The 12,571-nt window shown below is 47.5% G+C and carries 11 protein-coding genes; 8 read left to right on the top strand and 3 right to left on the bottom strand.

Features of this window, described 5'->3' with window-relative positions:
- Window positions 1-159 precede the first annotated feature (159 nt).
- Window positions 160-1,629 (bottom strand): leucyl aminopeptidase, encoded by a 1,470-nt coding sequence (locus tag PN462_RS09330; RefSeq protein ID WP_272127851.1) that lies wholly within the window; start codon window positions 1,627-1,629, stop codon window positions 160-162.
- A gap of 162 nt (window positions 1,630-1,791) precedes the next feature.
- On the opposite strand from PN462_RS09330, the gene PN462_RS09325 reads away from it, so the two are divergent.
- The 5 genes from PN462_RS09325 to PN462_RS09305 all read left to right on the top strand — a co-directional run bounded on the left by PN462_RS09325 (window position 1,792) and on the right by PN462_RS09305 (window position 7,648).
- The gene (locus PN462_RS09325; RefSeq protein ID WP_272127849.1) at window positions 1,792-3,996 is read left to right on the top strand and encodes a lytic transglycosylase domain-containing protein; all 2,205 of its coding nucleotides are present in this window, start codon (window positions 1,792-1,794) and stop codon (window positions 3,994-3,996) included.
- A 244-nt stretch (window positions 3,997-4,240) separates the two neighbouring features.
- Entirely contained in the window at window positions 4,241-4,549 is a 309-nt protein-coding gene (locus PN462_RS09320; RefSeq protein WP_272127848.1) for a 2Fe-2S iron-sulfur cluster-binding protein, read from the top strand.
- An 86-nt stretch (window positions 4,550-4,635) separates the two neighbouring features.
- Window positions 4,636-5,400 carry a photosystem II repair protein Psb32 gene (gene psb32 / locus PN462_RS09315; RefSeq protein ID WP_272127847.1) on the top strand — a complete coding sequence of 255 codons (765 nt, stop codon included), beginning with the start codon at window positions 4,636-4,638 and terminating at the stop codon, window positions 5,398-5,400.
- A gap of 115 nt (window positions 5,401-5,515) precedes the next feature.
- A complete protein-coding gene (locus PN462_RS09310) occupies window positions 5,516-6,385 on the top strand; it encodes a 6-carboxytetrahydropterin synthase (RefSeq protein WP_272127846.1) in 870 nt (289 codons plus the stop codon).
- A gap of 777 nt (window positions 6,386-7,162) precedes the next feature.
- A complete protein-coding gene (locus PN462_RS09305; RefSeq protein WP_272127845.1) occupies window positions 7,163-7,648 on the top strand; it encodes a 2TM domain-containing protein in 486 nt (161 codons plus the stop codon).
- Here the strand turns inward: PN462_RS09305 and PN462_RS09300 are convergent.
- Window positions 7,628-8,305 carry a hypothetical protein gene (locus PN462_RS09300; RefSeq protein ID WP_272127844.1) on the bottom strand — a complete coding sequence of 226 codons (678 nt, stop codon included), beginning with the start codon at window positions 8,303-8,305 and terminating at the stop codon, window positions 7,628-7,630. The two genes, PN462_RS09305 and PN462_RS09300, sit on opposite strands and share 21 nt — an antisense overlap.
- A 20-nt stretch (window positions 8,306-8,325) precedes the next feature.
- Between PN462_RS09300 and PN462_RS09295 the strand changes: the two genes are divergently transcribed.
- Entirely contained in the window at window positions 8,326-8,715 is a 390-nt protein-coding gene (locus tag PN462_RS09295; protein ID WP_272127843.1) for a DUF2358 domain-containing protein, read from the top strand.
- Window positions 8,716-8,755: 40 nt separating this feature from the next.
- On the top strand, window positions 8,756-9,949 hold the full coding sequence (locus PN462_RS09290; protein WP_272127842.1) for a TRC40/GET3/ArsA family transport-energizing ATPase: 1,194 nt from the start codon (window positions 8,756-8,758) through the stop codon (window positions 9,947-9,949).
- Between the two features lie 166 nt (window positions 9,950-10,115).
- Here PN462_RS09290 and trpD read toward each other — a convergent pair whose 3' ends face one another.
- Entirely contained in the window at window positions 10,116-11,156 is a 1,041-nt protein-coding gene (gene trpD, locus PN462_RS09285) for an anthranilate phosphoribosyltransferase (protein ID WP_272127841.1), read from the bottom strand.
- Between the two features lie 146 nt (window positions 11,157-11,302).
- Between trpD and PN462_RS09280 the strand changes: the two genes are divergently transcribed.
- Window positions 11,303-12,502, top strand: coding sequence for a molybdopterin molybdotransferase MoeA (locus PN462_RS09280; protein ID WP_272127840.1), 1,200 nt, complete (start codon window positions 11,303-11,305; stop codon window positions 12,500-12,502).
- Window positions 12,503-12,571 lie beyond the last annotated feature (69 nt).

Below are 12,571 nucleotides of genomic sequence, written 5' to 3'. Positions count from 1 at the left end.
GGAGTCGCCCTCACCCCCCAACCCCCTCTCCCAACCTTGGGAGAGGGGGAGAAAATGTCTCTCACAAGTGTCTGAAACAACGGTGTCTCGTTCTACAATTTCTCACCTTGACAGGGCTGGCATTGCCCACCCTACAATGATCAATCCTTCACTCAGTCACTAAGATAACACCCAATTCACCAGAGTCCGCACCGGGAAACCTGTGGCCCCAGCACTATTCACCCCACTATCTTTATCGATCCAAGCAGTTCCGGCAATATCTAAATGAACCCAGGGGGTTTTTTCGATAAACTGTTTGAGGAATAAAGCAGCCGTAATTGAGCCACCTGCACGAGGCCCGGTGTTTTTCATATCTGCAATGGGCGACTTTAAGCCCTCAAAATATTTCTCCTCTAAGGGCATTTGCCAAAGTTTTTCCCCGGCTAAATTAGAAGCGGTTTGGAATTCTTGGGCCAACCCATCGTCACTACTCCACATTCCGCCAATTTCTTCCCCTAATGCGACCACACAAGCCCCGGTTAGGGTGGCTAAGTCCACCATAGCATCCACTTCTAATTTTTCCGTAAACACTAACGCATCCGCTAGGGTGAGACGGCCTTCGGCATCGGTGTTATTCACTTCGATGGTTTTTCCATTGGAGGCTTTGAGAATATCCCCTGGGTGCATGGCATGGCCACTAATCATGTTTTCGGTGGCTGCACTGATAAAATGAACTTCGACATCGGGTTTTAACTGGGCAATGGCTTTCGCTGCGCCAAAGGTTGCACCAGCCCCTCCCATGTCCATTTTCATGGTTTCAATGCCACTGCCAGAGGGTTTTAAGTTTAATCCCCCAGAGTCAAAGGTTAATCCTTTGCCCACAATAGCCAGTTTGCGGCGAGGAGTGCCTTGGGGTTTATAGGTGAGGTGGATAAATTTCGGGGGTAAGTCAGAGGCTTTGGCTACGCCTAGATAAGCCCCCATGCCTAGCTTTTCGCAGTCTTCCTGTTCTAAGATTTCTAAGTCTAACCCGTAGTCTGAGGCTAGTTTTTGGGCGGTTTCGGCGAGGGTAATGGGGGTAACTTCGTTGGCCGGAGCAGAGACTAATTCTCGCGCTAAAATGACTCCAGAGACAATGGTTTCGGCTTTCTGAATAGCAGAGGGTTGGTCCCCTAGGGCTAATAAATGCACGGTTTCTAGTTTGGCCGCTTGTTCGTCTGCGTCTGATTTAAAGCGGGTATCCTGATGTAAGGCTAAGTGTAACCCTTCGGTCATCACTTGGGCGGAGAGATCAGCTTTTTCGACGGCGGGTAAACTAATGCCGAGGGTTTTTACTTTCTCTTGTTTGGCGGTCCGGGCAATGGTGGCGGCACTGGTGCGTAAGGTGTCGAGGGTAATGGTGGTAGAATCCCCTAAGCCGACTAAAATAATTTTGCGAATGGGGCTTTTGCTGCCCACGCGAGTTACGGCCACAGCACCACTTTTGCCTGTAAACTCGTAGTCTTCAATTAATTCCGCGATCGTGCCATCTAGTTTCTCATTTAACGCCGCCAGATCGCCCACTAGGTCGGTTTCCCCTTCAAATAGTCCAACCGCCAACGCATCGCCTGTCCAATCGAGTTGTGTTGTCTCTACTGCTTGTATCTGCATACTGCTTTTGTGCAAAAATGTACCATTCACCTAGTTTAATGGTGTTTGTGTGAGGAATGGGGAATCGGTAATGGGTAATGGGTGATTGTTTATGGGTAATTGTTAATTGTCTCAGAACAAGCAACAGGTATGATAAGGATTGGCATATCTATAGACAGAGGGATGCAAAAGGGACGCACTAAACAAACTTTTCTTACCGTCAGCACTGGGGTTGTAATTTTGGCCCTTCTAGGGGCAGGGGTAGTGGTAGCCCAACAACAAGGGTGGTGGACACAGATTGAACAGTGGGTGGCCCAAACCCCCCTCTGGTCTCCGGATAATCCTGAAAAACCGGAGAATGAACAATCTCAGGTGTTGCCTCTGGTGTCTCAATCCCCGGAAGAACGGGCTGAGGAACTAGAAGCGATCGCCTTACGAAATAATGCCAGTTTTGAACGCAGTCGGGCCCGCTATTTACTGGCCACTGACCAACTGGCGGCAATGGAGGGCGGCCAAGCCTTACGCCTGCTCTCTGGCCTCGAACTGGAGTATCCCGTTTTAGCCCCCTATATCCTCCTCAAACGGGCCCGGGCCTACGAATTAACCAATGAATTAGATAACGCCAAAGCTACCCTAGAACAACTTATCAGCAACTATCCTGACTCCTTAGCGGTGGCAGAAGCCTATTATCAGTTAGGGGAGTATGAACCGGAATATTGGGAGGCGGCGATCGCAGAATACCCCCACCACCCCCGCACCCACGAAATTGTCCGACAAAAACTCGATGGCAACCTCGACCAACCCCAACTCCTCCTCTTTCTGGTGCAATATACCCCAGAAGCCGAAGAGATGGGGCCCATTCTCCAAGAATTAACCCGCAATTATAGCGACATTCTCACCTCCGAAGACTGGGAAGCCATTGCCAATATTTACTGGGAACAATGGCAATACGCCGAAGCGGGCAACGCCTACGCCAAAGCCCCCCCAAGCTCTAAAACCCTCTATCGTGCCGCCAGAGGGCGAGAAATTGGCGGTAATACCAGCCAGGCCGCCATCGACTATCAAAACCTCCTCGCCCAATATCCCAACAGCGAAGAAGCCCCTAAAGCCCTCTCTCGTCTCGCTGCTATCTCCCCCCCCCAAGAAGCCCTAGACTATCTCAATCAAATTATTGCCCAATATCCCCAACACGCCCCTGATGCCCTCCTCACCAAAGCTAACCTCCTAGAAAATCAACTCCAAGATGGCAACGGGGCCGGCAAAGCCCGACAAACCCTATTGAGCCAATATCCAAGCTCAGAGGCCGCCTCCCGCTATCGTTGGCAAATGGCCCAAAAACAAGCCGAGGCCGGCAACTATGTGGAAGCGTGGAAATGGGCGCACCCCATCGCCATTAACACCCCCGATAGTGGGTTAGCCCCCAAAGCCTCCTTTTGGGTGGGCAAATGGGCTGCCCGTCTCGACTATGGCGAAGATGCCGAAGCGGCCTTTAACTATGTGATCTCTCAACATCCTGAATCTTACTACGCCTGGCGGTCTGCCTCCCTCCTGGGTTGGGAGGTGGGAACATTCACCACCGTGCGAAACCTCACCCCCCCTGTTGCTCCACCTGAGTATCGTTCCACCCCTCCGGCAGGGTCCGCCCTGTTTAAGGAACTCTATCAACTAGGTCAAGATGAAGATGTCCTGCGTCTGTGGTATGCCGAAATGGGACAACAGGACGGGGAGTTAACAGTCCCCCAACAGTTCACAGAAGGCTTAGTCTTAGCAGCCAATGATGATTATATTAATGGCATTACCAGTATTTGGTCTCTGAAAGAACGGGGAACCCCTGCCGAAAAACAGGCATGGCAAGCCTTACGGGAAACCCCCCAATATTGGCAAGCCTTGTTCCCCTTTCCCTATCAAGAGTTAATTTTGCAAGGGGCCCAACAAAACCAACTCAACCCCTTGTTAGTGGTGTCTTTGGTTCGCCAAGAGTCTCGCTTTGAGCCAGATATTCGCTCCTCTGCCGGGGCCTTGGGGTTAATGCAGGTGATGCCTGATACGGCGGACTGGATAGTGGACGAAACGGAGATGAGTGAAGAGTATTCGTTAACCAACCCAGAGGATAATATTCGCTTGGGGACGTGGTTTTTGGCTTATACCCATCGTCAGTTTAATAATAATTCTTTACTGGCGATCGCTAGTTATAATGCCGGCCCCAGCAACGTCAACAACTGGGTACAACGCTTTGGGTTACAAGACCCCGATGAGTTTGTGGAGGAAATTCCCTTCCCCGAAACCAAGGGCTATGTCGAAACGGTTTTTGGCAACTATTGGAACTATTTACGGCTCTATAACCCCGATATCGCCAATAAAGTTAAGTTGGCCAGTCCCCAAGAGTAGGGGAGATGGGGGGATGGGGAAGATGGAGGAGATGGAGGAGATGGAGGAGATGGGGAAGATGGAGGAGAACCAATTACCAATTATCCATTATCTATTACTAATTACCCATTACCCATGACTCAATTCCTATAACCCAATGAGGATGTCTAAACTTTTAATTCTAGTTAAATTAGAAATTAACATTCACATTTTTTAGCATTTCTTAATAAAATAACGAAGTCACCATTAAAACGAAGGAAGGCTTATGGCAGACATAACATTTATCACAAAAGACGGCGAAACACAAGACGTAGTAGCAGCAAACGGCGCGAACTTGCGGCAACAAGGCTTACAAAACGGCGTAGATATCTACACCTTACGGGGCAAACTGATGAACTGCGGCGGATATGGTCAATGCGGGACTTGTGTAGTAGAAGTCATTGAAGGAATGAACAATCTTTCTGAACGAACCGAATTTGAAAAACGGAAACTCAAGAAAAAACCCGACAGTTATCGCTTATCCTGTCAAACCATCGTCAATGGGCCAGTGAAAGTGAGAACCAAACCCCAGTAACCCCTATTCTTGTCAACCTGTTAACCCTACTGTCGCAATTCATCCCGTCGCTGAACGCGAAGGTCTTCTTGCGACGCTAAGATAAGATGGGAAAAATTGCCGAGTATTCAGCGATGAGACATATTGAAACCATGAAACAACTGTGGACAGGTGGGACTCCAAGACCCCGCCTATGGAAACAGGCATTATTTGTCGTCTTAGCCGTTGTCTTGAGTTGGGGGATACAGGTGACACCCGCTTGGGCCACCTCCCTGTCTCAACTCCCCCAAGTGAGTCCAGGAGAGGAAACTTGGGTGGTTGATGATGCGGATGTCCTCAGTCCCATCAATGAAGGGAAAGTGAGTAAAAAATTAGACCAGTTAGCGGAGAAAACGGGGGCAGAAGTCCGCTTTGTCACTGTGTATCGCTTACCCTATGATGAAACCATTGACAGTTTTACCGAGCAACTCTTTGAGCGTTGGTTTCCCTCCCCCGAAGCGTCTGCTCATCAGGTTCTTGTGGTGTTAGATACCTTGACCAATGATAGTGCCATTCAGATGGGAGACCAAGTTGAGTTACCCCCAGAGGTGGCCGACAGTGTAGCCCAGGACAATTTATTATTGCCTGTCAAAAAAGACAAAAAATATAATCAAGGGGTTTTAAGTGCCAGTAACCGCTTAATTGCTGTCTTATCGGGACAAGAAGACCCAGGCGCACCGCAACAAGCGGATGTGAGTGTTGAAGGCACATTTACCGATGCTGAGGACACCGACGACCAAAACGCGACTATTTGGGTTATTGCGTTGGTAGTGGTGGGGTCTATTATTCCCATGTTGACCTATTTCTTCTATGTCGGTTTTCCGGGGCAATAATTTCGGTTTCCTGACCTTAGAGAGATTCTTGACGCTCAAACGATCGCAGTCTTGCTGCGATCGTTTACACTAGAATAAAGGTAGCTTAACAGAACTTCATACAGTTCCGCCCAACATGAAATGTATCATCAATCGCCGAGCGCAGTTTTCCGCCAGTCATCGTTACTGGCTACCGGAACTCAGTGAAACGGAAAATCAGGCTCAATTCGGTGCGTGTAGTCGTTTTCCGGGTCACGGACACAACTATGTCCTCTACGTTTCCTTAGAAGGGGAACTAGATGACTATGGCATGGTGCAAAATTTATCCGATGTCAAATATGCCATTAAAGAGTATGTCTTAAAAGACTTAGACTTTTCTTATCTCAATGACATCTGGCCCGAATTCCAAGAGACGTTACCCACCACGGAAAACCTCGCTAGAGTAATTTGGCAACGACTTTCTCCCCATCTTCCTCTGGTTAAAATTCAACTGTTTGAACATCCCGAACTGTGGACTGAATATTACGGAAATAACATGGAAGCCGCATTAACAATTAGCACTCACTTTAGTGCCGCCCATCGCTTGGCACTTGATAGTCTCAGCTATGCTAAAAATATAGATATTTACGGCAAATGCGCCCGTCCCCACGGCCACGGCCACAATTATCATTTAGAAGTGACGGTGGTGGGGGAAATGGACGAAAGAACCGGGATGTTGGTTGATCTCGGTGAGTTTCAAACGGTTGTAGAAGATTTAATTGTTGAACCGTTAGATCATACTTTCCTCAATAAAGATATTGCCTATTTTGGCCAAGTGGTCCCCACTGCCGAAAATATTGCCTTGTATATTGCTCAAACCTTACAAAGTCCCTTAGCGGAGTTAGGGGTTGAGTTAGATAAGGTGAAATTAATTGAAAGTCCTAATAATTCGGCAGAAATCTACTGTCGTCGGGGAACAACCCCAGGTCAGACAGTAGAACAACGAGAAGCAGTATTAACGCCTTAAAACGTTCACTGTTCCCGGTAAGCATTCAGCTATCAGCCATCATTGGAGTTTCCCTCACCCCCCAACCCCCTCTCCCAACCTTGGGAGAGGGGGAGAAAGTCGTTGATTGTAGGTTATTCCCTATTCCCTATTCCCTTGCCTCACCAGCAAATGAACACTTTTTCAGCAAGCCCTATATTAGTAATAATAAAAATGGCTTTATTCCCTACACTTTCGGTAGGGAATGCAGCTTGAAAGATTAAAACCCGTTTTGTGCCTTAATTCTCTTGGGGACTATCTGTTGTTCGCCGCAGTTTCAGGGTTTGGAGTTGTTGGAGTAGAACTTCAACTTCTGCCTGTAGATGCAGATACTTAAGTTGTTGATCGGGGTTGTAGCTTCTCGGCAAGATTGTGTCAGAAGCCACGGTTTTGCTATCAACGGATTGATTTTTGGAAAGGACAGCAGAAGTTGTAGTCATCTTTGTAAACAGCTTTATGTATATTGACTCACACCAGTTCGTTATTGTAACTCGAAGTGTTAAATTCTTTGTAACAAATATGTCTTTTTTTTTTTGAGCAAGGAATAGCGGGCGCGTCGCCTCATTATGGAAGCTGCACAACACAAGTTCTCAGGGATGAGAGGGAGACGGTTAGGAGGCAACGCGCCCGCTTTCTGGGGTTGATATCTTGGTCAAATTGTGAATCATCAGAACTTTGTAGAGAGGGAGGTTTCCGTCCTCCCACCTGCTAGAAATCACGGCATAATGAAAGAAGTAGAGGTAATTTGCAGAGTCAGCCATGACGCAAACCTACAGTCAAGAGGAACTTCAGGCAATCTTAAAACTAGCGATCGCACGCCACGACAGTCAAGGAGAGTTTACCCAAATCCAACTGGTCGAGATTGCCCAAGAATTAGGCATATCACCACAAACCTTACAAGAAGCCGAGCAAGAGTGGCAACGGCAGAAAGAACTAGAATATAGTCGTCAAGCCTTTGACCTCTACTTAAAAGACCGTTTTCGCCAGAAAACCATTAACGCGCTACTCTTAGCCGGGTTTTTCATGGCCTTAGACCTACTGACGGGAGGGGGAATCACCTGGTCGCGCTATATTTTATTGTTATCGGGATTTATCATTACCCTCAACGCATGGAAAACCTTTCAACCCAAAGGAGAAGCCTACGAGAGAGCCTTCCAACGCTGGGAAAGCAAACGCCAACTCCAGCAAACCTTCAAAGACATCTGGACAACTGTGCAAAACGCCTTAAAACCCAGTAACTTGTAGAGAATTTAACAGTTCGATTTGGTGTTGATCTAAAACTAGAGTTCCTTGATTTTTTTCTGCTTTTTTCCAAAACCAACCTGAAGGAATACCTTTTTCGCTAATAATAACAGTTCTATGAACTAAGTCAAGATCAATTTCTACAACAATTTCATGCTTATTGTTTAAAACTCCTAAGAAGTTACCTTGAACCATTAACTTGCCTTTGAGCTTCCATATATTATCCCTAGATTGAGATAAACTGGTAACGTCTAAACTCGCATTATTTAACCCAAACGTCCCTTGCCATTCCCCTAAACAAGTATGAATATTAAAGAATGGTTTTTTGATTCCTAATAATGCTAAAATATTCTTTGATGAAGAAATGCGATCGCGCACTTTCTCCTGTATCATTCCATCAAGAATATCCGCGAACTCCACACTGACTTCAACCCCATTTTGTGCAACCCACTCTCGCCAAACCCAAGTCATAGAATGAAGATCAAATAAAGCATCCACAACCGTTCCCCCTTCGTCTTCCGGTAAACATCCCGTTAACAAACGAACCCCAGTCACTCCCAACCCATATAAATCACTCGTATAATGAACCATCCCCCGAAACTGTTCCGGTGCAGCATATCCAAGAGTTCCTACAATTGTACCTTGAGTCCCCTGTCCCATGACTTGAATTAATCTTCCCCATGACCATCCTAGAAACCCTCAAACAAGACTATCAACACTTCCCCCAAAACCAAACCTACAGCATCTATGCCCCCGATGTATATTTTAAAGACCCGATGACCGAATTTCGAGGCATTCAGAAATATCAAGAAATGATCGGGTTTATGCAAAAATGGTTTAAAGATATCCAAATGGACCTCCACCACATCGAACAACAAGACCATCACATCTACACCCGATGGACCCTCCACTGGACCACCCCCCTCCCCTGGCAACCGCGCATCTCCATCCCCGGAACAAGCGAACTCACCCTCAACCCCCAAAACCTCATCGTCTCCCACATCGACTACTGGGATATTTCTCGGTTGGATGTCCTCAAGCAACACCTGTTTACCCCCAAAACCCGTTAAAGTATTAAGAGAAGTAAACGTTTTTAAGCTGGGAAAACTCATGCGCGTAATTTTAATGACCGGAAAAGGAGGAGTTGGAAAAACCTCCGTAGCGGCAGCGACGGGACTTCGCTGTGCAGAACTGGGATATAAAACCTTAGTGCTGAGTACGGACCCGGCCCACTCCCTCGCTGATAGCTTCGACCAAGAAATGGTCCACGAACCCCGCAAAGTCCGCGACAACCTCTGGGGGGCAGAACTGGACGCACTCATCGAACTAGAAGGCAACTGGGGAGCAGTGAAACGCTACATCACCCAAGTTCTACAAGCAAGAGGACTAGAAGGAGTCCAAGCGGAAGAATTAGCCATTTTGCCGGGGATGGATGAAATTTTTGGCCTCGTCCGCATGAAACGCCATTACGATGAAGGCGAATATGATGTTTTAATTATTGACTCTGCCCCCACGGGAACTGCCTTACGCTTGCTCAGTATTCCGGAGGTGGGGGGCTGGTATATGCGACGGTTTTATAAACCCTTACAGGGGATGTCGGTGGCCTTGCGTCCCCTAGTTGAACCCCTGTTTAAACCCATTACTGGCTTTTCTTTACCGGATAAAGAGGTGATGGATGCGCCCTACGAGTTTTACGAGCAAATTGAGGAATTAGAGCAAGTTTTAACGGATAACCAAAAAACCTCGGTGCGTCTGGTGACAAACCCTGAAAAAATGGTGATTAAGGAATCTCTCCGCGCTCATGCTTATTTAAGTTTGTATAATGTAGCGACAGATTTAGTGATTGCTAATCGTATTATTCCCGATAGTGTCAATGATCCTTTTTTCCAACGCTGGAAAGAAAATCAAGTGCTGTATAAAAAGCAAATTCACGATGATTTTCGCCCCCTCCCGGTGAAGGAAGCTCCGTTATTTTCTGAGGAAATGTGTGGACTAGAAGCCTTACAAAGGCTGAAAGAGACGCTTTATGGACAAGATGAAGACCCCACTCAGGTGTATTATGAAGAAAATACCGTTCGCATTAATCAAGAAGGGAATAGTTATACATTAGAGTTGTATTTACCGGGTATTACGAAAGATAAGATTCAATTAAATAAAACCGGGGATGAGTTAAATGTCCGCATTGGCAACCATCGCCGCAATTTAGTGTTACCCCAAGCGTTAGCCGCCCTACAACCTTCCGGGGCAAAGATGGAGGAAGATTATCTAAAAATTAGTTTTAAAGAACCTGCACAGGTGGGATAGTTGGTAGTAGATAGTGGATAGTGGATAGTGGATAGTGGATAGTTGATAGTTGATAGTTGATAGTGGCTAATTTATTAGCGACATTTATTGAACCTTGGGTTAAAACCCAAGGCTCAGAGCTTAAACCCGTTAAAACGGGTTAAGGGAGTCAAGGAAAAGGGAGACTTTATGCCTCTAAATACTGCACCAACGCCTCCAACTTCGACCATGCAGCCCCACTGCTGAGAATATCTTTGGCCATTTCTACGCCCTTGGCATGGTCTAAAAATGGTACAACTTCCCCCACTTGTAAGGCGAGGGAAGCATTCAAGGCCACTACATCCATTTGAGCGGGTGTTCCCTTGCCTTGTAAAAGATTGCGTAAAATCGTGACATTCTCCTCTAATTCTCCCCCTCGGAGGTCACTCAGGGGGGCTTGGGTTAACCCATAGTCTTGGGGGTTTAATTCCACTTGTCTCATTTCTCCCTCTTCTACGACTGCCATATCGGTTACATCCCCTAAACTCGCTTCATCTACGGTTTCCCGTCCATGTAAGACCATGACCTTGGGAAGGCCTAATTTATTTAATGCTTCGGCCATGACGGGAACAAACTCTGGGGCAAATACGCCAATGACTTGGCCTGTGGGTTGTAAGGGGTTGACTAAGGGGCCTAATAAATTAAATACGGTTCGCACTTTTAAGGTTTTACGCAGGGGGACTACTGCTTTCATGGCCGGATGCCAACCAGGGGCAAATAAGAAGGTAATTCCGACTTCAGAGAGGGCGGTTTGAATTTTTTCTGGATGGGTTTGTAAATGAACGCCTAATGCTTCTAAAACATCGGCTGATCCTACTTTACTGGAGGCGGAACGGTTGCCGTGTTTGGCGACGGATATTCCGGCGGCTGCACAGACGAAGGCGACGGCTGTAGATATATTAAAGGTTTGCGCTCCGTCGCCTCCAGTTCCACAGGTGTCAATGACGGGCTGACTGTGGGTTAATCTTTCTTTTTGCAGGGACTGAGTTTGTAATACTCGCGCCATTCCTGCGAGTTCATCGGCGGATACGCCTTTGGCTTGGATGGCGGCTAATATTGCCCCAGACAGGACGGGGGGAATGGCTTCGTCTAACCATCCTTGCATCAGGTGGGCGGCTTGTTCTTGGCTGAGGGAGTCTCGGTTGAGGGTTTGTTGCAGTAGTTGGGACCAGTCGGTTGTTTGTGTCATAGATAGTTGTTTGTTGTGTGTTGTTTGTTGTTTGGGGAATAGGGAAAGTTGTCTTGGTCGGGGACGTAATTTGCTATTTTATATTAGGATAGATGGTCTCTTTGAGTATTGTTCATTGTTTATTGTTGATTGTTTATTGAACTAAAATGCTGTCTGTTACTGATGCGGAAGCGATTATTTTTGACTTGGTGCAACCGTTACGGGAGACGGAGACGGTGGCGTTGGAGGATGCGTTGGGGCGAGTTTTGGCGACTCCGGTAAGGAGTGGGTTGGATTTTCCCTACTGGGATAATTCGGCGATGGATGGGTATGCGGTGCGCTTTGAGGATGTGCGGTCTGTTCCGGTAACATTGGAGATTATTGAGGAAATTCCGGCTGGGGTTGCCCCCCAAAAGACGCTACAAGTGGGACAAGCAGCGCGTATTTTTACTGGGGCAGTGATGCCACAAGGGGCTGATGCTGTCGTTATGCAGGAGAATACCCGGCGCGAGGGGAATCAGGTAATAATTCAGGAATCGTCCGCGTCGGGGGCGTTTGTGCGCCATCAGGGGGCGTTTTATCAGGCCAATACTCCGTTGTTGGAGGCGGGAATTACAATTAATGCTCCGGAGTTGGCGGTTTTGGCGACGGCCCAATGTACTCAGTTGCAGGTGTATCGGCGGCCACGGGTGGCGATTTTTTCGACGGGGGATGAGTTAATTCCCCCGTCAGGGGTGTTACAACCGGGGCAAATTGTGGATTCTAATCAGTATGCGTTGGCGGCGTTGGTGTGGGGGTTGGGGGCAATTCCTGTGCCGTTGGGGATTATACCGGATTGTCGAGGGGAGTTGAAGGGCGCGATCGCGCAATCCCTAAAATCCGCCGATATTGTCCTCTCCACAGGGGGGGTTTCGGTGGGGGATTATGATTATATTGAGGAACTGTTAGCCGAGTTAGGGGGCAAAATCCACGTTCGCAGTGTGGCGGTAAAACCCGGTAAACCGTTAACGGTGGCGGAGTTTCCCAACTGTTTATATTTTGGCATTCCAGGCAATCCCGTGTCGGCGTTGGTGAGTGGTTGGCGGTTTGTTTTGCCTGCGTTACGCAAGTTAGCAGGATTGAAAGATTGGCGGCCAGAGTTGATTTATGTGCCAACTAAGCATCAATTAACCGCAGGGGGGAAACGGGAAACCTATCTCTGGGGACAATTAAATGGTATTGAAGGAGAATATCAGTTTTCTGTGGCGGGAGGGAGTCACAGTTCGGGCAATTTAATTAATTTAGCAGGGACAAATGCTTTGGCGATTGTCCCGGTGGGTGTGGCAGAAATTCCCGCAGGGGAGAAGGTGAGGGTTTTGCGGGTTTAATGACGAGGAGGAAGGCAATACCGAAACTTAAATTTAATTTAAAATTTGCCATTTGACTTGTGGCAACAC

Origin of the sequence: Spirulina sp. CS-785/01 (genome assembly GCF_028330525.1) — a bacterium.
Lineage (GTDB): Bacteria > Cyanobacteriota > Cyanobacteriia > Cyanobacteriales > Spirulinaceae > JAQMSD01.
This window is presented reverse-complemented; position numbering and strand designations above follow the sequence as displayed.

What these genes read in the sequence shown, in the direction of transcription:
- PN462_RS09330 (WP_272127851.1), bottom strand. Translation starts at nt 1,629, where the DNA reads ATGCAGATACAAGCAGTAGAGACAACACAACTCGATTGGACAGGCGAT.
- PN462_RS09325 (WP_272127849.1), top strand. Translation starts at nt 1,792, where the DNA reads ATGCAAAAGGGACGCACTAAACAAACTTTTCTTACCGTCAGCACTGGG.
- PN462_RS09320 (WP_272127848.1), top strand. Translation starts at nt 4,241, where the DNA reads ATGGCAGACATAACATTTATCACAAAAGACGGCGAAACACAAGACGTA.
- psb32 (WP_272127847.1), top strand. Translation starts at nt 4,636, where the DNA reads ATGGGAAAAATTGCCGAGTATTCAGCGATGAGACATATTGAAACCATG.
- PN462_RS09310 (WP_272127846.1), top strand. Translation starts at nt 5,516, where the DNA reads ATGAAATGTATCATCAATCGCCGAGCGCAGTTTTCCGCCAGTCATCGT.
- PN462_RS09305 (WP_272127845.1), top strand. Translation starts at nt 7,163, where the DNA reads ATGACGCAAACCTACAGTCAAGAGGAACTTCAGGCAATCTTAAAACTA.
- PN462_RS09300 (WP_272127844.1), bottom strand. Translation starts at nt 8,305, where the DNA reads ATGGGACAGGGGACTCAAGGTACAATTGTAGGAACTCTTGGATATGCT.
- PN462_RS09295 (WP_272127843.1), top strand. Translation starts at nt 8,326, where the DNA reads ATGACCATCCTAGAAACCCTCAAACAAGACTATCAACACTTCCCCCAA.
- PN462_RS09290 (WP_272127842.1), top strand. Translation starts at nt 8,756, where the DNA reads ATGCGCGTAATTTTAATGACCGGAAAAGGAGGAGTTGGAAAAACCTCC.
- trpD (WP_272127841.1), bottom strand. Translation starts at nt 11,156, where the DNA reads ATGACACAAACAACCGACTGGTCCCAACTACTGCAACAAACCCTCAAC.
- PN462_RS09280 (WP_272127840.1), top strand. Translation starts at nt 11,303, where the DNA reads ATGCTGTCTGTTACTGATGCGGAAGCGATTATTTTTGACTTGGTGCAA.